Origin of the sequence: Micromonospora sp. SD12, from assembly GCF_052068495.1 — a bacterium.
In the GTDB taxonomy this organism is placed as follows: domain Bacteria; phylum Actinomycetota; class Actinomycetes; order Mycobacteriales; family Micromonosporaceae; genus Micromonospora; species Micromonospora echinofusca.
The window spans coordinates 755039-775814 of sequence record NZ_JBQHDF010000001.1; the positions used below are offsets into that span (position 1 = coordinate 755039).

A 20776-nucleotide genomic window follows, 5' to 3' on the forward strand; every position below is an offset into this window, starting at 1 on the left:
TTGCCAGGTTTCGGGCGACCCGGACCGGCCCTGCGCGGCCTGCTCGCTCCGTTTCGGGATGGCGAGCGGCTGGCCGCGTGGGCCCGCCGGTGACAGGGTCAGGTCAGAGCGCCGGGGACAGGTGCAGGAGACGGTTGGGCGAGCCGGCCCCCGGGTTGATCACGACCGGGCTGGCGACGCTGAACAGGTAGCTGGCCACCTGGGCCGGTGTCCAGGTCGGGTTGTTGCTGAGCACCCGAGCGGCGACGCCGGCGACGAGCGGCGCGGCGTGTGAGGTGCCGCTGATCGTCTGGGTCGCGGTGATCGAGTTCCACCAGGCCGACGTGATGCGCTCGCCGGGAGCGAAGATGTCCAGGCAGGAGCCGAAGTTTGACCAGCTTGCCCGGTTGTCGTTCGTCGACGTCGCACCTACGGTCAGCGCGGTCGGCACCGACGCGGGTGAGACGGTGCAGGCGCTCACGTTCGAGTTGCCGGCCGGAACCGTTACCGTGATGCCGTCGGCGACCGCGTTCGTCACTGCGGTGTTGAGCGCGAGGGTGGGGCTGGTCAGCACGCCGATGTTTGCCACGGCCGGCTGCCCGGCGGGGTGGTTGCCGATCATCCAGTTGATCCCGTTGATCAACATCGACAGCGTGCTCGGCAGGGCGCAGTCGAACACCTTGACCGCGACCAGCACGACGTTCTTGGCCGCCCCGTAGGTCGTCCCGCCGACGGTGCCGGCGACGTGGGTGCCGTGCCCGCTGCAGTCGTTGGCCGGGAGCGCGCCGTCGACGGCGTCGTAGCCGTACACCGCCTGGCCGCCGAAGTCGACATGGCTGATCTGGATCCCGCTGTCCACGATGTACGCCCGGACGCCGGTCCCGACACTGGTGAAGTTGTAGGTACCACTGAGTCCCAGCGATGCGTCGATCCGATCGAGGTTCCACGGCGCGTTCGTCTGGGTGGTGGCCAAGCTGATCAAACGGTCCTGCTCCACGACCGCCACCGCCGGGTCGGCGGCCAGCCGGCGGGCCACCAGCTCGGAGGTCCGCACGGAGAAGCCGTTCAGCGCGTCGTGCCAGACCTGGTCCGGGCGGAAGCCGTACCGGTCGGCGAGGCGGGACACGCCAGCCTGCCGATCGCCGACCGTACCGTCGCTGTCCTTGAGGGTGACCACGTAGCTGCCGGGCACGGGGGTGGCGTTGCCGGTGCCGAGGATCTCGCCGGTCGTCCCGGACCGCGGTTCGGTGGCGGGTGCCGCAGTGACCGGTCCGGCAGCCACGGTGAGGAGCATGACCGTGGTGACGAGCGTGGCCATGGCGGCCGTTCCGGCTCGACGCTCGCGGGCGAAGATCGTGTGTCGGTGGAGTCTCATCTCCCAGCCTCCCTTTGTTCCGGCCATTCCGGCGGGCGGACGACACGCCGATTGAATGGTCCGAACGGTTTCGCCGGATCGTACCGCCGATATAGGCCCGGATTCCACCGCGGAATTCGAGAAGCCGATCGATGTACGTCTTTTTGGGCGCGAAGTGAGAAGAGTTCTCGCTCGATGTATCAGGGCTGCTTCCGGGGCCTCTACCGCGGCTCCTGTCGTCCGCGGGGCCGCAGGCGGCCTCGTCCTGGGCGCGGCCCCGGGCCTCGTCAAAGCCGTGGCTGGGTCAGAGTCCGATGGGCGTCGGAGGCCATGAACCCGGCGGTCTGGGCGAGCTGCGGCAGGGCGGCGGTGGGACGGCGACCGGCAGTGGCGCTATAGGACGCGCGGCGTGGGAGCCGGGCCACGGTGGTGAACTGGTCGCGGGCCGTGCCGCCCTGATGGTCGTCGAGCTGTCGCGCATGGGCGACGACCGGCCGAATGGGGGGCACCTCAGCAGTGCGTCTTGGGTCGACTGCTCTGCTACCGGGGGAGCCCTGTCCTATCTGGAGCAGTGACGCACCGCCGCCTGCCTGCTCAGCATGCCTCGATCACGTTGAAAATGGGCTCGCTGCAGAATCTTGTCAATCAGGAGCCGACTGCCAACGTGCCGCACCACGATCGGCAACGGAACGCATATCCCGCTACCACAACTGGGACAGCGCTTACGGCCGAGCCCGCTACTGGCCGCTCGAACGCAAGTGCACGGCGTTCATCGACATGGCGCCGGGATACGTCAATCCACTTGTCGTAATCCTGCTCGTCGCGGCGTCGTTGGCCGCACTGCTCGCTCTCGGTCGAGCAGCCCCGCGCAGAAATCTCCGCCGCTCGGGGCCGACGGTGGCCCGCAGGCTGAGAGCCGAGATCGCCGAAGGAGTGCACCACCTCTGGCGAACGCCGGTCCTGCGTACGCTGACCGCCGCGGGCTTCGGCCTCAACGTCGCCGCCGGCGGCGTGCTGGCTCTGCTCGTCGTCCACGCCGACCAGGCTCTCGGCCTGCGCCCGGAGGACCAGCGCCTGGGCCTGCTCTACGCCGCCGCCGCGGTCGGCTCGCTGATCGCCGCCGTCCTCCTGCCCCGAGCCAGCCGGTGGGCCGGCCAGGGAACGGTGTCCATCGCGGGGCTCACCATCTTCGTTGCGGCCCTCGTCGGTCTGGTCGGCACGTCGGCGTTCACCCTGGCGCTGGCCGGATGGGCGATCTGGGCCGTGGCGCGCCTGGGGGTGAACGCGAACGGCATCACCGTGCGCCAACTGCTCACCCCCGATGCGTTGCAGGGCCGCGTCAACACCACCGGGCGCATGCTGGCCTGGGGTGGCACTCCGTTCGGCGCCCTGATCGGCGGGCTGGCCGCAGACACCTACGGGGTCCGGGTCGCGTACCTGATGCTGGCTGTGCCCGTCGTGCTCAGCCTCGCCCTGGTCGTCGCCTCACCGGTGCGTGGCCTGCGCATCGCGGTCGACTAGCTCGGTACGACGTGTTCAGTCGGGCAGAAGCGGGCGCATGAACGTCCTCTCGTACCGCAGGACGCAACCTGACTCGTCGCGGATCCGGTCCGCGGCCACGAAATCCGGATCCTCACCGAACCGTGCGCGGTACCGCTCGTAGGCGGCCAGGCTCTCGAAACTGAACAGGGCCTCCGCCCGGTCGCTGGCACCCTCGGCCGGCAGGAAGTAGCCGTGGTGGACGCCCCCGTGGCGGGCCACCAGTCGCATCCACTCGCGGGCGAAGCGCTCGAACGCCGCGAGCTTGGCCGGGTCGATGGTGTAGTGCACCACGCAGGTGATCATGTGGTCGAGCATAGGTCGACCGGAGCGCTCAAGATCATTCCCGGCGCCGGCCGGACCGATCGGTACGTGCGCCCGTCCGACTGATGGTCCCGGCGGCCGAGGGCGTTCCACCGGCGCTGGCGCGCGGTGCCTATCCTCGCGTCCATGGGAGCTGTCAAGCCGTGGCACTTGTTCGTCCTGACGATCTGCTGCCTCCTGCCGGTCGTGGCGGCGGTCGTCGGCGGCTTCCTGGCGACCCGTCGCTCGCGCAATCGGCGCTGAACCGCCCGACGCGAAGGGGAGACGGCCTCATTCCCCTTCGGCGACGGCGCAGACGCAGAACTCGTTGCCCTCGGGATCGGTGAGTACGACGTAGTCGTCGCTGGGGTCGTGGTCGTGCCGCACGCTGGCCGTGGACCGAGACGTGGTCAGTGCGCTCCTCGCGCAGGCTGCGACCCCAACGCTCCACAAAACTTGACGTCAGGTTGAGCAGCGGGGTTCAGGGAATGAGTCCGTGGCGGCGGGCGGTGGTGACGGCGGCGGTCCGGTGGGCGGCGCCGAGTTTGCGGTAGATGGCGCGGGTCTGGGTTTTGATGGTGTTGAGGCTGACGTGCCGGTGCGCAGCGATCTGCCGCAGAGTCATCGGTGCGGGCAGCAGCCGTAGCAGAGCGTGTTCTTGGGTGGTGAGTGTGGCGGGTTGTCGGGTGACTTGCTGGGCTGGGCGGGGGTACCGGTCGAGTCGGTCGAGGAGTTCGAGCAGCGGGCTGTGCGGGTCGGGGAGTTCGTCGATCAGAGCGCGGGCCTCGGTGATGCAGGCGGCGGCGCCGACGTGCTCGCCGGTGTTCAGGTATAGCTCGGCCAGTTGGGTCAGACCGCAGAGAGTGGGCCAAGGGCTCATCCCGGGAGTGCGCCGACGTAGTGCGAGGGTCAGCTCGAGCAGGGTTTGCGCTCGTTCGTGCTCGCCCTGATGAATGGCGACGGCGGCTTGAGCGATGTAGGCCATGTTGGCCTGTGGCACCTGTTGCAGGCCGAAGTGTTCGGCCAACTCTTCTGCGGCGGCAGCGGTGGCTGCGGCCTGTTCGTGCTGGCCCAGATGGTGTTGCGCGAGCGCGAGCACGCCCGTGGCAAGGGTACGCACCATGGGGGTAGCGGCGTGGCTGGCCATCGCGTGGCGGAGGGGGTCGAGGGCTGCGTGCGATTTGTCGCCGAGGTAGTGAGCGCAGCCGAGGGCGGTGCGGGCCATGGCGTACCAAGGGCTGGTGGGGTCGGTTTCCTGTTCGACGGCGGTGAGCGCGGCCTCGGTCATCGGTTTGAGTCCGTCGAAACCGAAGACGGCCCGGACCAGGGCAGCGGCGGAGGTGACCGATGCCGTGCCGTCCGGTAGCGGTCCTGGGTGGCCGAGGTGTTCAGCGATGCGTAGCCAGTGTTCGACGGCCGGGCGGTCGCCGCTGACGGCGGCGATCCAGGCGGCTGCGATGGCCGCTGGCGCGCTGGCGCCGACCGTGTCGGGGCCGAGGCGGTCAAGCCACGCGCGTACGGTCACCCGTCGTCCGGTGTTGATCGCCGCCATGTAGGCGGAGGCGATTGATGTGATGGCGGTGGCGGTGTCGCCGGCGGCCAGGCTGTGCTCGATCGCGTCTTCGGTGCGGCCTTGCGCGCGCAGCCAGGCGGCGGCACGGCGGTGCAGGCGTGCGAGCATGTGCGGTTCGTCGCGATGCAGCCTCTGCCGTAGGGCGTGCTGGATCAGGTGGTGGTGGCGGAACCATTCACCGGTGGTGTCCAGCGGAACCAGCAGCAGTCCGTTTGGGTGGCGCGAGTCGAGAACGGGCAGGTCATCGCCGGCCACCGCCTGGGCCAGGGCGTTGGTGAGCCGCTCCAGGACCGCAGTACGGGCCAGGGCCACGGCCTGCTGGCAGCTGAGGCCGTCGAGGATCTCCTCGGCGATGTAGTCGTCGAGATGGCCGTGGCTCGCGGTCAGATGGGCGAGCACCGCCGCCGCGTCGGCGTGGTGCCGCATCGCGCGGGCGGCCAGGTGCACCGCGACGGGCCAGCCCTCGCTGGCCTCGATCAGGGCCTGCGCGGTGTCGTCGCGTAGGTCGACTCCGGCGGTGACGGTGGTGGCCAGCCAGGCGGCATCACCAGAGTCGAAGCGCAACTCGGTGGGACCGATCTCCAGCAGGCGCCCGCTGGCTCGAAGCCGGGCCAAGCGCAGTGGTGGGGTGCGGCGGGAGGCGACCAGCAGTTGGCAGTTGGGCGGTTGTACCGCGACGAACGCGGCGAGCTGGCGGTGACATGCCGGTTCGGTGAGCAGATGGCAATCGTCGATGGCCAGGGTCACCCCGGTCGTAGCGGCCTGCGGGGCGAGCGCCGCGCACACTGCGGGCAGCACTGCGGTGTCGATGTCCGGGTTTGTCTGGCGCAGCAGCCGGGCCACTGTCGTCCACTGCGGTCCTGGCACCGCTGCGCTCAGCGCAGCGAGGATGCCCGACCACAACAGCACGGGGTCGTTGTCGCGCGCGTCGACGGCGAGCACCGCCAGCGCCCGGCGGCGGCCCGGGTGGGCGTGCCACAGTGCCAGCAGTGTGGATTTGCCGTACCCGGCGGGGGCGATCAACGTCACCAGCCGTGCCGCAGCGGCATCGTTGAGCGCGGCAAGCAGTTCGGGACGGCCTGCCCATTCGGGCTGCACGGCGGGAATATGGATCTTAGGCGCGATCAGCGCCTCCACCACACCGGAGGGTCGGCGTGCCGGCCGCGGGTCAGGCCAGCCCGGCCCCATGTTGGTGGGAAGTCTCTCGGGCACCGGCTGACACACCCCCCGCCTCCGGCGCACCATCGGTGCCCAATGCGTCACGCGTAGTGTCGGCGAGGGGAAGGCATCAGTCAATCAAGAGGTCGAGTCTCCGTAGGCGTAACGGATGCCACCGCCTGCCCCGATGCCGACGTTGTCGCCTTGCCGACAGCCCATTCGGCACCCTCCTCGCGCGGCACCTGTCCCGAGGAGGCGGTACGCCCTCAACCGCGCGGGCATCATCCGGCTTTCACCCCTCGGGCCTCCGAGGCGGGGTGATGCGCCATCACCCCTTCGAATGCGATACCTGTGGGCGGCGTCCGGCACCCGCCGCCCGTCACGGATAGAAATCCGATCCGTGCTGGCGTTCACGATGGTCTCATCGCCGCTCATTTCCAACTTCAACATCAACTTGTGGCGGATCGGCTTTCGCATCCTCGACCTGTTCAATTATCGGCTCGCAAAACCCTGACAGTCCGATTCGGACTTCCGTTGATCCCCCGCGTGGAAAGGCTCGCCCATGCCCGCAGCTCAGAACGGTCAGAAGCCCGCACCGCCGGCAACCGGTCCTCTCGACGGCGCAACACCGGCAGACCTCCTGCCCGCCAGCGGTGATCATCCGATCGAGATCGTCCGCTACCAGTCAGTGGTGCTGACCGACATCCCGGGCGCGAAACCGACCCGGAAACTGACCGGGGCCATCGATCTCGGCGAGGAGAACTTGCCGTTCTACGACCGCCCGGCCGAGGGCATGATCGTCACTACTGAGCAGAGTTGGGCGGTGAAGGGCGTCACGCTGGGTCGGCTGCTGCACAGCCTCGCCCTGGCACCCGGGGAGAGCACCAGAGTCGCCGTCGTCGACTGGGAACGGCGCACCCGCGGCACGGGCACCGAGGCGACCAGTGAGAAGGACCAGCTCACCAGCCGCACCGACCAGGACCGCTCGATCTCCGAGGTGGCCAACACGATCGCCCAGGAGCAGCAGCACGGCACCTCCTCGATGCAACAGGCGTCGACGTCCTCGAGCAAGGGTGGTGGCGGAGGAGTGGCGCTGTTCGGCCTGAACCTCGGCGGCACCTGGAGCAACTCCTCCAACAGTGGCTTCGCGACGAACGTCGTCCGCTCCACCGGCATCCGCTCGGTCGCCTCGGACGCGGCACAGCAGATCAGCGCGCGTACCCAGCAGGTGGCGACGGCGGCTCGCAGCCGGCACATGACGGTGGTCCGGGAGACCTCGCAGTCGGAGAAGGAGCAGGTCACGACCCGGGTGGTGACCAACTACAACCACATGCACGCACTGTCGGTCCAGTACTACGAGGTCGTGCAGGTCTACGAGGTGACGACGAAGCCGGTGACCGCCGAGCGGTGCCTGTTCATCCCGTTGCAGGAGCTCTCCTTCACGCACAACAACCTGCAGCGGTACAAGGAGGTGCTGGCCAGCGTGGCGCCGAAGGAGTGGGCCACCCGGATCCGCGATGCCAATCCCCTCGAGTCGACCGTACGCAAGCTGGAGGGTTGCACCGCGACGGAGGCACCGGCCAATCAGTTGTTCGAAGGGATCGACCTGCTCGACCTCGCGGCGTCGACGATGGGCGTCTACGGTGTACGGAAGCTCGACGGAGCTCCGGTGCGCTTCGATGCCGTCGCGCGGCAGTGGAATCCACTGCCCAACACCGGCCTGCCCGCCAGTGGCCTCAAGCGGATCGCGCCGGGCAAGGACAAGGTCTGGGGAGTCCGGCCCGACAACCGGCTCATGGTCTTCGACGGCACGACGTGGCACCCCGATCTGCACGGCGCGGCCGGCCTGGGCGTCGCCAGTGGCAGCGATGGCACCACCTTCCTCTGGAATGCCTCGGAGATCTACCAGCAGGTCGGGATCAACTGGCAGAAGTCAGTCGTCGCCGTCGACGATCTCGCCGTGGTCAACAACGAGCGAGTCTGGTACTGCAAGGACGGCAAGACCTTCGAGCGGACGGGCACGACCTGGACCGAGCGTCCGGCGCCCGTTCCGGGCATCGTGAGCTTGACCGCGGCGCCGGACGGTGTCATCTGGGGCGTCACCGGAGACAAGAAGATCATGATGATCGAGCCCGGCTCGTCGGCATGGACCCCCGGCAGAATCGGGACCACGCCCATGACCGCAGCTTATCCAGCCAAGATCGTCTCGGCCGGTGGTGGTGAGTTCTGGCTGATGAACGACAAGGGCGTGCTCTACCGGCTGCTGACCGCGCCGCGTGAGGCGCTCACCGCGTTCGACGACCCGCCGCCGCCGGAGTCGGGATGGCCCACCAAGATCGACGTGTGGTGGGACAACGCCGGCATCCGCAGCGTTCGGCTCGTCATCCCCGGCCACACGTACCGCTGCGGCGACACCGGAGGATCGGGCGTGCTGCAACATGGGTCCTACGACTTCAAGCCCGGTGAGAAGCTGCTCTCCGTCGACTACTGGAGTGGCACGGCCGCCCGGGGCAGCCTTGCCGGGCTGCGCCTGACGTTGCAGACCGGGATGGTCAGCTTCGGCCCCGCCGCCGGACCGACCACGCCGGACCTGACCGAGGACGCCGGCGGCGCGGCGATCTGCGGGCTGCTCGGCTCCACCGTCCGCACCGGCAGCCGGACCTACATCGCCGCGCTCGGCTTTCATCTGCGCGGCGGGAAGGTGCCGCAGGCCGTCCTGGACCACCTCAACGACAACCGTCGCTACTACAGCCAGGCCGTCTGGGCGAACGCTGACGAGCTGACGCTGAGCCGCATCCTCGCCAACTACTCCTACCTGCCGCCGGGCGGCAAGGGTGACGCGGTCCCGCTCGGCATGCTGCTCGACCCGAAACCGGTCGCGGCCACCGGCAACTATCTCGGCTTCCGCTGGAACTTCAGCAGCGAGCAGGATCGGCAGGACTGGCTCAAGGCGCGTTCGGCGGACAGCACGATGCTGGGTAAGTCGGTCACCGCCAAGGTCGGCATCGCCACCAACGGCGTCTTCGCCGAAGCCGTCCTGGGCCGCGCCAACGCTGCTGAGAAGATCGACCTGACCCGCTTCTGGAACTGGAAGGACTCGCCGATCCCGATTCTGCCCACGGACATCGCGGCGGTCAGCACCGGCAGCCGCAACCAGGAGGTGGACGTCAAGGTCGCCCAACTCGGCGCGAGTGAGGCCAAGTTCCAGACGGTCGCCGCCCTGCCCGACCCGGCCGCCACGCAGGCGGCGATGCAGGCCCTGTCCACCGCCAACCTGTTCAAGGACATCGCTGGCGCGGCTGAGATGAGTCAGATGCTCAGCAAGGGCATCGAGGCCGCAGCGAGCAATGACAAGGATGCCGGCGCTCGTGCCAACGAGGCCATGAAGACCGCCGCCGAACACCAGCAGAAGATGGCCGCCATCGCTGTCGAAGCGGCGTCCAAGCTGGTCCCGGCCGGAAAGGCCGCGAGCAGCCTCAGCGCCCTCGGCGGAATGATGAACCAGGCCAGCAACGGCAACGGCGCAAACATCTCGGACGATTCCGAGGAAGAGGAGAAGTAGCGGAACCGCGGTGGCGGTATCCAGCGTGCGCTGGTTACCGCCACCGCGGCACCCGAGCAGGTATCCGCGCGGCGACCCGGCGCTCGCGCAACCGGCGCTGAACCGCCCGACGCGAAGGGGAGACGGCCTCATTCCCCTTCGGCGACGGCGCAGACGCAGAACTCGTTGCCCTCGGGATCGGTGAGTACGACGTAGTCGTCGCTGGGGTCGTGGTCGTGCCGCACGTAGCTGGCCCCCAGCGCGAGCAGGCGTTGCACCTCGCCTGCCTGGTCGTCGGTGTAGAGGTCGAAGTGCATCTGGTCGCGGGCGCCGACCGGGCTCTCCGCGACCTGGAGCGAGACGTTGACCCGACGCCCCCGCAGCACCCGGAAGCGTCCCTCGTCGACGACCGGGCCGGGCGCCAGGTGCAGCGCGGCGGCCCAGAACTCCGTCATCACGTCGAGATCCGCACAGTTGATCACGACGCTGCCGAGACGTATCCCCATGGACGAAGTATTGGTGAGCCGACCGCGCCCCGCACTCCGGGCGATGCCCACGGCGGACCCGTCCGGGCGGACCTGCACCGAGCGGGTCGTCGTCGCGCTCGCCGGGGAGGAGCTGGAGCGCGCCGACCGGAGCCGGTGACCACCGCCCGGCGTCCGGACGGCGGACCGTCAGGCCGGCACCGGCTGGTCGAACTGGGTCCGGTACAACTCGGCGTACCGGCCGCCCCGGGCCAGCAGGTCGGGGTGTCGGCCGCGTTCCACGATCCGGCCCTGTTCGAGCACCAGGATCTGGTCGGCGGAACGGATCGTGGAGAGCCGGTGCGCGATGACCACGCTGGTCCGGCCCGTCAACGCCTCGCCCAGCGCCGCCTGCACCGCCGCCTCGGACGTCGAGTCGAGGTGCGCGGTGGCCTCGTCGAGGATCACCACGCGCGGGCGGGACAGCAGCAGCCGGGCGATGGTGAGTCGCTGTCGTTCGCCGCCGGAGAGGCGGTATCCGCGCTCGCCCACGACCGTCTCGAGGCCGTCCGGCAGCGAGCGGATCAGGTCGGCCAACCTGGCCCGGCGCAGCACGTCCCACAGGTCGTCCTCGCCCGCGTCCGGCCGGGCGTAGAGCAGGTTGGCGCGGATCGTGTCGTGCAGCAGGTGACCGTCCTGGGTGACCACCCCGAGGGCGTCCCGGATCGAGTCGCCGGTCAGGTCGCGGACGTCGCGCCCGGAGAGGCGTACGGCGCCGGCCTCCACGTCGTACAGGCGGGGCAGCAGTTGCGCGATGGTGGACTTGCCGGCGCCCGACGAGCCGACCAGGGCGACCATCTGCCCGGGCTCGGCGCGGAACGAGATCCCGTGCAGCACCTCCTCGCCGCCGCGGGCGTCGAGCTTCGCGACGTCCTCCAGCGAGGCCAGGGAGACCTTCTCCGCCGACGGGTACCCGAAGCGGACGTCGTCGAACTCGACCGCCACCGGCCCGTCGGGCAGCGGCCGGGCGTCCGGCCTGTCCTCGATCATCGGCTTGAGGTCCAGGATCTCGAAGACCCGCTCGAAGCTGACCAGCGCACTCATGATCTCCACCCGCGCGCTGGCGAGCGAGGTCAGCGGCGCGTACAGGCGCGACAGCAGCAGGGCGAGCGCGACGACCGCGCCGGCGTCGAGCTGCCCGCGGATGGCGTAGACGCCGCCCAGGCCGTACACCAGAGCCAGCGCGAGGGAACCGACCACCGTGAGGGCCGTGATGAAGACGGTCTGCAACATGGCGGTACGCACGCCGATGTCGCGGACGCGCCGGGCGCGGACGGCGAACACGGCGGACTCCTCCGCCGGTCGCCCGTAGAGCTTGACCAGCGTGGCGCCGGGCGCGGAGAACTTCTCGGTCATCCGGGTGCTCATCGCCGCGTTGAGGTCGGCCGCCTCCCGTTCGAGCCGGGCCAGCCTGCGGCCCATCCTCCGGGCGGGCAGCACGAAGATGGGCAGCAGCAGCAGCGCCAGCAGGGTGATCTGCCAGGAGAAGGTCAGCATCACCGCGAGCGTGAGGACCAGCGTCACGGCGTTGCCGACCACACCCGAGAGCGTGTCGCTGAACGCCTGCTGCGCCCCGATCACGTCGTTGTTGAGCCGCGAGACCAGGGCGCCGGTGCGGGTCCGGGTGAAGAACGCGACCGGCATCCGCTGCACGTGGTCGAAGACGGCGGTCCGCAGGTCGACGATGAGGCCCTCACCGATCCGCGCCGACTGGTAGCGGTTGAGCAGCCCCAGCCCGGCCTCGGCGAGGGCGATGACGGCGATCGCCACGGCCAGCCGCACCACCGTCGACGTGTCGGTGCCGGTGACGATCGCGTCGACCACCCGCCCGGCCAGCACCGGAGCGGCCACGGTCAGTACCGCGGCCACGACGCTGCCCGCCAGGAACCACCCGAGCAGGCGGCGGTGCGGGCGGGCGAAGCCGCCGATCCGCTTGAGGGTCGCCTTCGAGAAGGGCCGCTGCTCGCGCTGATGCATCGCGTGGTGCAGGGACATCCACGCGGTGACTTCCATGCTCATGCCGCGAACCTAGAACCTGGAGCGAGGTTGAGGTCAAGCCGTTTTCCCGTGCGGGCACCGTGGCGGGGGACGGTGGGCACCTTCCGGCATTCCGCGGACCGCCGGGCTGCCCGCTCGCGGACAGGGCCGCCCGGCGATACCCTCCGTGCTGTAACCGTCACCCCGTCGTCGTCAGAGAGGAACCCGTCGTGAACCGTGAGCCGGTCGCGGAACCGTCCTTCGCCAGCGAAGGCGCCGAGCCGATGCCCTGGTCGCGGGCGCACGAGCGGCTGACGGAGGCGGGAGAGTTCTTCCTGTCCACCGTCCGTCCGGACGGCCGGCCGCACGCCGTGCCGTTGCTGGCCCTGTGGCTCGACGACGGCATGTACTTCTGCTCCAGCGGGTCCGCCCACAAGGTCGACAACCTGGCTGCCAACCCGCACTGCGTCCTGACCGTCGGCAGCCCCGAGCTGGACCTGTCGATCGAGGGCACGGCATCGCGGATCAGCGACCCGGCGACGCTGCGGCGCGTCGCCGAGGCCTACGGGAAGAAGTACGGCTGGGAGGTGACCCCGGTCGACGGCGGGATCGACGGCGACGGGATCGGGCCGTCGCCGTACGTCGTCTTCCGGGTGACCCCGGCCAAGGTGGTCGGCATGGACAAGGGATCCGGCTTCAGCGCCACCCGGTGGCGGTTCGCCTGACGAGACAGGCCGGGCGCGTCGGCCGGGCAGCCTGGCTGAGCGGCGGTGGCCAGCGTCGGCCGCGGAGGGTGGCGGCGCGGCAGCCCGGGCGCCGGTCAACCTCGGCAGGCGCGGTCGTCGGGTTGATATCCTCGCCGGGCCGGCCCACCTGGCCGGTGCGAATCCCGCTCCGCGCGGCACCGCTGCCCAGGCGCGGCCGACGGCGATCCAGAGCAGCTCAGGACAGTCGAGAGCCGAGGCGATGATGACCACCTTCAGTTGGTCGGAGCTTCGGCGCCGGCCCGTCCACGAGGACGACCACCTGCTCGTGCTCGACAAGCCCCCGGGCATCTCCGTGATGGGCGAGCGGCACAGCGAATCCCTCACGGACCTGGCTGCCGCCGCCGGCGAGCCGGTGCACTGGGTGCACCGCATCGACAAGGTCACCTCGGGCCTGCTGCTGCTCGCCAGGACGCCCTCGGCGCACGCATCGCTGACCCGGCAGTTCGCCGACCGGGGTGCCGACAAGCGCTATCTGGCCTGGGTCGAGGGGGCGCGGCTGCCCGACCGGGGCACCATCGACCTACCACTGCGGCCGGGCCGCAAGGGCACCATCCGGATCGCGGGGGAGCGCGACGCCATCCGCTACGACGCCGACCGCCGCCGCTTCGCGCTGCCGGAGTCGGCCGTCGACCACTCCAAGCCGTCCTACGAGTCGCGTACCGACTTCGCGACGGCGCTGGTCAGCGGCGACCGTACGCTGCTGGTGCTCAAGCCGGTCACCGGTCGACGCCACCAGATCCGCGTCCACCTGGCCTGGCTGGGCTTCCCGATCGTCGGCGACCCGCTGTTCCAGCGCGGGCAGCCGGACCAGCGGACGTACCTGCACTCGTGGGGCTGCGAGATCACCTGCGACTGGCGGGACGAGCCGCGTACCCAGTTCTGGGCCCCGCCCGGCGAGGAATTCCTCGAGGTCTTCGCCGACGGCCGCAAGCCCCGCCTCGACGACGCCCTCGAGACGCTGGCCGGCTGACCCGGCGCGCGGCCCCACCCCGCGTGAGCCGCCGCGCGCCGGCCCGGCGGACCACGCCGGCCCGGCGGACCACGCCGGGCCGCCGGCCGCCCACGATGCGGACCCGCCCCCGGCCACCCGGCGGAAGGGGCAGCCGGAAGTTCCAGCCCAGGGGGACCGTAGGTGTCGTTTCCGACAGATCCGGCCGCTTGTTCCCGCTCGGCATAGCGGCGTGGCGGGCTTGACCATTAGGCTCGATTGCTGAGTGGAGTCGCCGGACACATCGTCTCTACTCGATGCCGGGTTGCGAGTATTGGCTGGTTGCGGCACCGAAGGGCAGGACGGAGTGACCCGAGACGGCGAGCCAGGGGCCGACTTCGCCGAACGCGAGGACAGCAGACGCGTGGCGTACGAGGTGACCGGCGCGCCCGACGGCTTCCCCGTCTTCCTGCTCCACGGCACGCCCGGCAGCCGCCGGGGCCCGAAGCCCCGCGGCATCGTCCTCTACCGCATGGGCGTCCGGCTGATCGCCTACGACCGGCCCGGCTACGGCGACTCCGACCGCCGCGAGGACCGCGACGTCGCCGACGCCGCCCGCGACGTGGAGGCGATCGCCGACCACCTGGGCGTGCAGAAGTTCGCCGTCGTCGGCCGGTCCGGCGGCGGCCCGCACGCCCTCGCCTGCGCCGCCGACGCGCGGCTGCGCGGCCGGGTGACCCGGGTGGCGGTGCTGGTCAGTCTCGCCCCCTGGAACGCGATCGAGCTGGACTGGGTCAACGGCATGAACACCGGCAACGTCCGCGGATTCGGCGTCGGTAGCCCCGACACGGCCGCCGTGGTCGAGGAGATCCGCCAGCGCGCCGAGCGGGCCGCCGCGGATCCGCGGCTGCTCCTGGCGGACCTCAGGACGGAGATGAGCACGGCGGACCGCCGGGCGGTCAACGACCCGGCGCTGCGGCGACTCATCACCGACACCTACGCGGAGGCGCTCCGCTCCGGCCCGTACGGGTGGATCGACGACGTGCTGGCCTTCCGCCGCCCCTGGGGGTTCGACCTCGGGGCGATCGACACCTCGGCGACGCCGGTGCGGCTGTGGCACGGCGCCGACGACAACTTCTCCCCGGTGAGCCACGGCCGCTGGCTGGCCGCGCAGATCCCCGGTGCCGAGATGGAGGTGCAGCCGGGGGCGGCGCACTTCGACGCGGTCGAGGAGCTGCCGCGCATCCTGCGCTGGCTCGTTGACCCCGACGCGGCACTCGGCGCCGACCTGCTGATCGGCGCGCGGCCCGGTCAGTAGGGGTGCGGGTCGAGCACCCGGCGCACGTACCGCCCGTCGCGCAGCACCACGACGCTGGGATGGTGCTGCCCGACCCGGTTGGCGAGCCGGTCGGCGATCCGCATCCGCCCGATGCTCACCCGCCCGCCCGACAACGCCTGGTGGGCGGTCTCCAGGTTGCCCCGGGCCCGCAGCGTGTCGGGGTGCTCGGGCCCGAGCACCTCGGTGAGCTGCTCCACCACGGCCCGCAGCCGGTCGCGGCCCTTCTCCGGCTCCCCGGCGAGGATGGTGAAGACCGCGACGTTGTTGGCCGCCGCCATGGCGAACGGATGCCGTTCGCCGAGCGTGGTGAGCATCGTCCGCGTCGTCGTGTCGGTGAGCGACCGGCCGGTGCCGGTGTCGCCCGCGTCCCACAGGGCCACGCCGAGATTGATCCGGCAGACCAGCGAGTACGGGTGCTCGGCGCCGAACACCTCCACGAACTGCTGCTCCACCTCGCTCAGCTCCGTCAGGGCCTGCGCGTTCTGCCCCTGCAACATCATGTTGGCCGTCCGGCTGAGCCGGCTGAACAGCGTGTCCGGGTTGGTCGGCCCGAGGGTGGCCAGCAGCCGCTGGTAGGTCTCGTCGAGCAGCTGGGCGGCCTCGGCGATGTCTCCGGTGCTGCGCAGCGACACGGCCAGGTTGGCCTGCGCGGTGAGCACGGCACGGGAGTGGTCGCCGAAGAGGTTCCGGTAGCCGGTCACCACCTCCCGCAGCAGCGCCACGGAACCCTCGTAGTCGCCGGTCTCCCGCAGGTCGCGGGCGAGGTTGTTGGCCGACACCAGGGTGTTCGGGTGCTCCGGGCCGAGCACGACCCGTAGCCGCCGGTTGGTGGCCCCGTCGAGGTCGAGGGCCCTGTCGAACATCCCCACCAGGCGGTACGACGCAGCGAGGTTGTTCGCCGCGTTCAGCGTGCGGCGGTGGTCCTCGCCGAAGACCTCGACCGACGCGGCGTACGTCCGCTGGGTGCGCTCCAGCGCCTCCTGGTATCGACCCAGGGTGCACAGGTCCGCCCCGTAACCGCCGGCGGTCATCAGCGTGTGCGGGTGGCTGTCGCCGATCAGCTCCTCCTGCTGGCGCAGCGTGTCCTCGTCCAGCCGGTAGGCCTCCTCGAACCGCCCGAGGCTGCGCAGCAGGTTCGCCCAGTTGAACCGCAGGTGCAGCAGCTGGACGCGCAGCTTGCGGTGTTCCGGCCCGTCCGGCGGCAGTTCCTCCAGCAGCGCCGACCAGACGGCCTCGGTCTCCCGCGCGTACCGCTCGCCCTGCTCGTATCCGCCGCTGACGTAGATGTAGCGGACCCGGTCGATGACCAGCTGCCGGACGTCGTCGTCGTCGCAGGAGATCGCGCCGGAGCCGTCGAGGTGCGGCCAGAGCATCCGGAACCGTTGCCGGTTCGCCGGGTCCTCCACCTCGCCCGGCGGTCGGGATCCGGCGAGGATCTGGTGCACCTCGTGCTTGGCCGTGACCAGTTCGTCGTCGCTCATCCGGGCGCGCAGGGCGGTCTGCAACAACCGGTGCACCTGCACCCGGTGGGCGTGCGGGTCCAGCTTGATCAGCGCGAGCTTGTTCATCCGCTGCACCAGCGTCGCCGCGATGTCACGTTCGGACACCCGGTCGGCCACCCGCGCGGCGACCACCGGGTCGTGCGGGGCGATGACCCGCGCCACCTGGTCGCCGTAGAGCAGGTCCAGGGAGATCTCCGGGGCGAGCACCGACGCGAGCTGAAGCAGACGGTACGCCCCCGGGGAGCCCTCCCTCAGCCGCTGCAACGGGAGGTCCCAGACCTCCGTCTCCAGGCCGGTGCGGCGCAGCCCGGCCAGGTATTCGTCGACCGGCGTGCGGGTGTCGGCCAGCCACGCCCCGACCGTCGCGACGAAGATCGGCACGTTCTCCACGGCGTCGGCGACCCGCTCGGCCTCGGCGACGCTCATCAGGTGCTCGCCCAGGCGGGCGCGCAGGTGCGCCACGCTCTCCGCCCGCTCGAACTCGTCGACGTCCACGGCCCGCGCCAGGTCGCCCCAGTCCGGGTTGCGGGTGGTGACCAGCACGTGCCCGTTGCCCTGCGGCAGGTAGGGCCGGACGTCCTCGTAGAGGTCGGCGTTGTCGAAGATGAGCAGCCAGTGCGGCGGCGGGCTGCCGTCGGCGCGGCGCTCGGTCTGGCTCAGCCGCTGCCGCAGCGCCCGGTTGGTCTCCGGGATCGTGGTCTGGGGCAGGCCCAGCTCCTCGGCGAGCTCCACCATCCGCACGTCGACGAACTGCGGCGGGTCGGCGGCGACCCACCAGATGATGTCGTACGCACCCCGGAACCGGTGGGCGTACTCGATGGCGAGCTGCGTCTTGCCGAGACCGGGGCCGCCCCGCAGCGCGACCGGTGTCCCGCCGCCTGCGGCCTTCAGCTCCTCCCGGAGCCTGCGCAGCAGATCCTCGCGCCCGGTGAAGCGGGCGTTGCGGGCCGGCGCGTTGAACACGGCGGCGCGTACGCCCGGGAAGCGGGCCGGGCGCAGACCGGCCGCGCCCACCGTCCGGCCGACCAGCTTCAGCAGGTGGGTCGCCGCGTCCTCGGCCGTGAGGTCGTGCACCGACGTCCAGCTCCCGACCGGAACGTCCGGCACGGGCGGGGTGTCGTCGACGTGCACGGCCAGCCAGCTCGGCGCGGCCCGGTCCTCGGGGCCGGTGCGGGAGCGCTGGGCCGCCAGGTAGGCCCGGGAGACCAGCCGGACCTCGCGGAACGCCGTGCCTGTCGGCTCGGGTGCCGGCCCGTCCAGCGCGGCGGTCACCACCCGGAGATCCGCGGAGTTGAGCACCGCCTGCGCCCACTCCGCCCAGATCTGGTCCTCGGGCGCGTGCCGGAGCAGGATCAGCTCGTCGACGACCGCCGGCTTGCGTTCGAAGCGCTGCACCGTCCGGCGGCGCAGCTGGTCGTCCATCCGGGGCAGGCCGGTGATCCTGCCGTTGGTGATGTGGCTGGTCAACGTCTCGTACGCCGACAGCAGGGTGGTGCGCCCGCCCGGCTCGTCGCCGAAGGTCGCCAGCGTCTCCTCGTAGGCGTAGTACGCGCGGTAGGGCACCTCGACGGTGAGCCAGTAGGCCTGCCGCTCGCTGTCGGTCATGCCGCCCGGCAGGCCGGTGAACTTCTGCATGGCCAGCGAACGCCCGGCGTCGCGCTTGCTCTTCTCCCCGTCGTCGACCCGCATCGGCACGGGCAGCACCCGGCGGGCCCGGCGTCCCTCGTAGTCGCGCACCCGGGCGGCCACCGCCGCGGCGCCGTCGATGCCCTGGTCGCTGAGGGTGAAGCAGTCGACCAGGACGTCGGGCAGGTGGATGGTGCAGATCTCGGCGACGTCGCTGATGCCGGTGCGGCTGTCGATCAGCGCGTAGTCGTAGTGCCGCTTCATGTCCTCGCGCAGCGCGTCGAAGAACTGCGCGCCGCCGAGCCGGTTGTAGAAGTTGTCCCAGTTGAGGCCGGTCACGCTGGTCGCGTAGTCGGGGTTGTGCCGGCCGGCCAGCAGCAGGTCGAGGCTGCCGCCGCCGGGGAACTCCCAGCCCACCGAGAACGCGTAGCGGTGGACGCGCGCGTACTCCCGGTGCCAGTCGCCGGGGCGGGGGTCGGCGCCGGTCTCCTCCCGCCGGCGGGCGTTCTCCCACTCGTAGTCGAGGATCAGGTCCATGACCCCGCCGGTGGTCGCGACCTGCTCCGCGTCGAGGAACGGGGCGTAGAAGCGGTGCAGGCCGGGAGACTCCAGGTCCCAGTCGGCGACGAGCACCCGCTGGCCGTTCGCGGCGAGGATCCAGGCGGTGTTGGCCAGCGCCATCGTGCGGCCCGTACCGCCCTTGTAGGAGTAGAAGGTGATGACCTGCCCTTCGCGCGATGGCGTCATCGCTCGTCCTTCCCTCGCGTCGTGTCGAACGGCCGCAGCGGCGGCAGGCCCGGACCGGACCCCGTCGGTCCGTCGGGCGGCCGGGCCGGGCGCAGGCTGGGCCTCGGGGTGACCGGGCCGTCCGGCGGGTCGACCGGGCCGTACCGCAGGAACTGTTTGCGGGCCTCGGTGACCAGCAGCGGGGTGCAGCGCTCGAACTCGTCGATCGCCCGTACCGGCATGACCCGCGGGAACCCGGCGCCCTGCAACGCCTCGGAGACCGACTCGGGCGCCGTCTCGCCGCGCTCGTGGTCGGCGGCGATGACCAGCGGCACGACCCAGCGGGGCAGATCGTCCAGCGCCGACCGGATGGCGGTCGCTCCGGTCGCGGCGTCCACCAGCACGACGGTGGGGCTCCGCGGCGCCAGGGCCCGGGCCGCCGCCAGGTCGACGACCCGGGTGGGCAGACCGAGCCGCTCGGCGGTCGCGGCGACGTAGTCGGCCACGGCCAGCTCGTGCTGCCCCGCGTAGGGCCGCCATCGTGCGTGGTCGGTGAGGGCGGTGACGACCAGCGCCGGGCCGACGCTGTCGGGCACCGGGTGGCTGGACAGCGTCGCCGCCCGGGACCTGGCCAGCGGCTGCCTCTCAGCCACCGTGACGATCCGCTTCGCCAGTGCGCCGAGGACCCGCAGGTACTGGTCGTGGTAGGCGCTGAGCTTGCAGAGGGCGCGCAGCCCGTTCTCGGCGTAGTCGGCCCGGTCGCCGGCGTCCGGCACCAGGTCGAGGGCCCGGGTCGTCTCCGGCCGGTCGCCCCAGGACGGCAGCGGCAGCCACAGCACCGGCACCAGGTGCTGCTCGGCCTGCGCCGGGGCGAGCCGGGTGAGCCGGCTGCGGAACGACTCGCGTTCGCCCAGCGCCCACGCGTTGCGGAAGTAGTTCGGCGAGTGCAGCGGCACGAAGACGTGCGCGAGGCTGAGCGCGTCGGTGAGCGTCTGCCGCAGGTCGGCGCCCGGGCTGACCTGGCCGTCGTAGAAGCCGGCGTCGAGGTCGCCGCCCCTGGTGGCGGCGTGCCGGACGGCGGTGGCCAGATCGTTGAAGAACCGGTTGACCCAGTAGTCGGTGTCCGGGCGCACACCGGCCGACAGCGGCACCGAGTGCGCGTAGCTGAGGAAGAAGTAGGTCTCCCGGCGGGGCACGCCGCGGGGCGGGGCGGGGTCAGACCACGTCATGTCCGCCCTCCTCGAACGTGGTGCGCAACTGCCGTACGTCGGCGGGGACCTGCGCCTGCACCCAGTGCGTCTGGTAGGCCCGGGCGATGCGCTGCGCCAGCCGCCAGACCACCGCGTCGTAGGCGGCCTTGCCGGTGTCGCCGAGGCTCAGCAGGCCGTAGATGCCCTCTTCGTGGTATTGCGGGGCGATCTCCGGGGGCAGCCGGGTGGGGGTGAACATCTGCCGCCGCGACACGGCCGCCGGCAGGCGGCGACGGTCCACCAGGGACCAGTTCACCGGAATGACCGGCGTCTCCCCCGCCGACGGATCGGCGCCCGGCCGGGTCAGGATCGGCCGGCGGGTGAACGCGTCCCACTCCCGGGCGCACCAGTCGCTGTTGAGGTAGTGGGTGGAGATCAACGGGATGAAGACCTGGCAGTGCCCGGCGGCGAAGGCGAGGTCGTCGGTCCACACCTGCCCGCCGTCGAGCATCCGGTCCATGAACCCCGCCGTGCGCCCAGGGCCGAGGCCGAGCAGCTCGACGACGTGGTCGGACAGGTCGACGAAGAGCTGGAAGACCTTCTGGTTGGTGTCGCGGGGTGCCGCGACCTGGTTCTTCTTGTGGGCGTAGCTGAGGAAGAACACGGGGGCGCTCTCGTCCTCCCAGAGTGTTTCCTCTGCCACCTGAGGCTCCCGACCGGTGCGGCGACTCCCGACCGTCCACAGTATCG

General features: G+C 71.1%; 14 protein-coding genes. 5 read left to right on the forward strand and 9 right to left on the reverse strand.

The features are described 5' to 3' along the window. Positions 1-103: 103 nt before the first annotated feature. Positions 104-1354 (reverse strand): S8 family serine peptidase, encoded by a 1251-nt coding sequence (locus ACTMS2_RS03620; protein ID WP_441174027.1) that lies wholly within the window; start codon positions 1352-1354, stop codon positions 104-106. A gap of 876 nt (positions 1355-2230) precedes the next feature. Between ACTMS2_RS03620 and ACTMS2_RS03625 the strand changes: the two genes are divergently transcribed. Next, positions 2231-2854, forward strand: a complete 624-nt coding sequence (locus tag ACTMS2_RS03625; protein WP_441174028.1) for a hypothetical protein — start codon at positions 2231-2233, stop codon at positions 2852-2854. A 15-nt stretch (positions 2855-2869) separates the two neighbouring features. On the opposite strand, the gene ACTMS2_RS03630 is transcribed toward ACTMS2_RS03625, so the two are convergent. The 3 genes from ACTMS2_RS03630 to ACTMS2_RS03640 form a co-directional block, all read right to left on the reverse strand. Beyond that, on the reverse strand, positions 2870-3178 hold the full coding sequence (locus ACTMS2_RS03630; protein WP_441174029.1) for an NIPSNAP family protein: 309 nt from the start codon (positions 3176-3178) through the stop codon (positions 2870-2872). A gap of 288 nt (positions 3179-3466) precedes the next feature. Continuing rightward, positions 3467-3562: a VOC family protein gene (locus ACTMS2_RS03635; RefSeq protein WP_441174030.1), complete on the reverse strand. Its 96-nt coding sequence runs from the start codon at positions 3560-3562 to the stop codon at positions 3467-3469. Positions 3563-3656: 94 nt separating this feature from the next. Beyond that, positions 3657-5885 carry a LuxR C-terminal-related transcriptional regulator gene (locus tag ACTMS2_RS03640; RefSeq protein WP_441174031.1) on the reverse strand — a complete coding sequence of 743 codons (2229 nt, stop codon included), beginning with the start codon at positions 5883-5885 and terminating at the stop codon, positions 3657-3659. Positions 5886-6468: 583 nt separating this feature from the next. Here ACTMS2_RS03640 and ACTMS2_RS03645 point away from each other — a divergent pair. Then, on the forward strand, positions 6469-9468 hold the full coding sequence (locus ACTMS2_RS03645; RefSeq protein ID WP_441174033.1) for a hypothetical protein: 3000 nt from the start codon (positions 6469-6471) through the stop codon (positions 9466-9468). A gap of 128 nt (positions 9469-9596) precedes the next feature. On the opposite strand, the gene ACTMS2_RS03650 is transcribed toward ACTMS2_RS03645, so the two are convergent. After that, positions 9597-9953: a VOC family protein gene (locus tag ACTMS2_RS03650; protein WP_441174034.1), complete on the reverse strand. Its 357-nt coding sequence runs from the start codon at positions 9951-9953 to the stop codon at positions 9597-9599. Positions 9954-10121: 168 nt separating this feature from the next. Beyond that, positions 10122-11990: an ABC transporter ATP-binding protein gene (locus ACTMS2_RS03655; RefSeq protein ID WP_441174035.1), complete on the reverse strand. Its 1869-nt coding sequence runs from the start codon at positions 11988-11990 to the stop codon at positions 10122-10124. A 188-nt stretch (positions 11991-12178) separates the two neighbouring features. Here ACTMS2_RS03655 and ACTMS2_RS03660 point away from each other — a divergent pair, with 188 nt between their 5' ends. The 3 genes from ACTMS2_RS03660 (at position 12179) to ACTMS2_RS03670 (ending at position 14961) form a co-directional block, all read left to right on the forward strand. Continuing rightward, a complete protein-coding gene (locus ACTMS2_RS03660) occupies positions 12179-12673 on the forward strand; it encodes a pyridoxamine 5'-phosphate oxidase family protein (RefSeq protein WP_158242044.1) in 495 nt (164 codons plus the stop codon). Positions 12674-12917: 244 nt separating this feature from the next. Further along, positions 12918-13685, forward strand: a complete 768-nt coding sequence (locus tag ACTMS2_RS03665; RefSeq protein ID WP_441174036.1) for an RluA family pseudouridine synthase — start codon at positions 12918-12920, stop codon at positions 13683-13685. Between the two features lie 325 nt (positions 13686-14010). Beyond that, on the forward strand, positions 14011-14961 hold the full coding sequence (locus tag ACTMS2_RS03670; protein ID WP_441174037.1) for an alpha/beta fold hydrolase: 951 nt from the start codon (positions 14011-14013) through the stop codon (positions 14959-14961). Here ACTMS2_RS03670 and fxsT read toward each other — a convergent pair. From fxsT to ACTMS2_RS03685, 3 genes are read right to left on the reverse strand one after another with little or no spacing between them, the layout of a single operon-like run. Further along, positions 14955-18857, reverse strand: coding sequence for an FxSxx-COOH system tetratricopeptide repeat protein (gene fxsT / locus ACTMS2_RS03675; protein ID WP_441174038.1), 3903 nt, complete (start codon positions 18855-18857; stop codon positions 14955-14957). The two genes, ACTMS2_RS03670 and fxsT, sit on opposite strands and share 7 nt — an antisense overlap. Next, on the reverse strand, positions 18854-20065 hold the full coding sequence (locus ACTMS2_RS03680; protein WP_441174040.1) for a TIR-like protein FxsC: 1212 nt from the start codon (positions 20063-20065) through the stop codon (positions 18854-18856). Before ACTMS2_RS03680 ends, fxsT begins: the two co-directional genes overlap by 4 nt. Further along, positions 20052-20729, reverse strand: coding sequence for a TIR-like protein FxsC (locus ACTMS2_RS03685; protein WP_089002976.1), 678 nt, complete (start codon positions 20727-20729; stop codon positions 20052-20054). Before ACTMS2_RS03685 ends, ACTMS2_RS03680 begins: the two co-directional genes overlap by 14 nt. Between the last annotated feature and the right edge of the window lie 47 nt (positions 20730-20776).

Bases quoted from the DNA above. Each gene is read 5' to 3' on its own strand.
- ACTMS2_RS03620 (WP_441174027.1), bottom strand. From the start codon at position 1,354: ATGAGACTCCACCGACACACGATCTTCGCCCGCGAGCGTCGAGCCGGA.
- ACTMS2_RS03630 (WP_441174029.1), bottom strand. From the start codon at position 3,178: ATGATCACCTGCGTGGTGCACTACACCATCGACCCGGCCAAGCTCGCG.
- ACTMS2_RS03645 (WP_441174033.1), top strand. From the start codon at position 6,469: ATGCCCGCAGCTCAGAACGGTCAGAAGCCCGCACCGCCGGCAACCGGT.
- ACTMS2_RS03650 (WP_441174034.1), bottom strand. From the start codon at position 9,953: ATGGGGATACGTCTCGGCAGCGTCGTGATCAACTGTGCGGATCTCGAC.
- ACTMS2_RS03655 (WP_441174035.1), bottom strand. From the start codon at position 11,990: ATGAGCATGGAAGTCACCGCGTGGATGTCCCTGCACCACGCGATGCAT.
- ACTMS2_RS03665 (WP_441174036.1), top strand. From the start codon at position 12,918: ATGACCACCTTCAGTTGGTCGGAGCTTCGGCGCCGGCCCGTCCACGAG.
- fxsT (WP_441174038.1), bottom strand. From the start codon at position 18,857: ATGACGCCATCGCGCGAAGGGCAGGTCATCACCTTCTACTCCTACAAG.
- ACTMS2_RS03680 (WP_441174040.1), bottom strand. From the start codon at position 20,065: ATGACGTGGTCTGACCCCGCCCCGCCCCGCGGCGTGCCCCGCCGGGAG.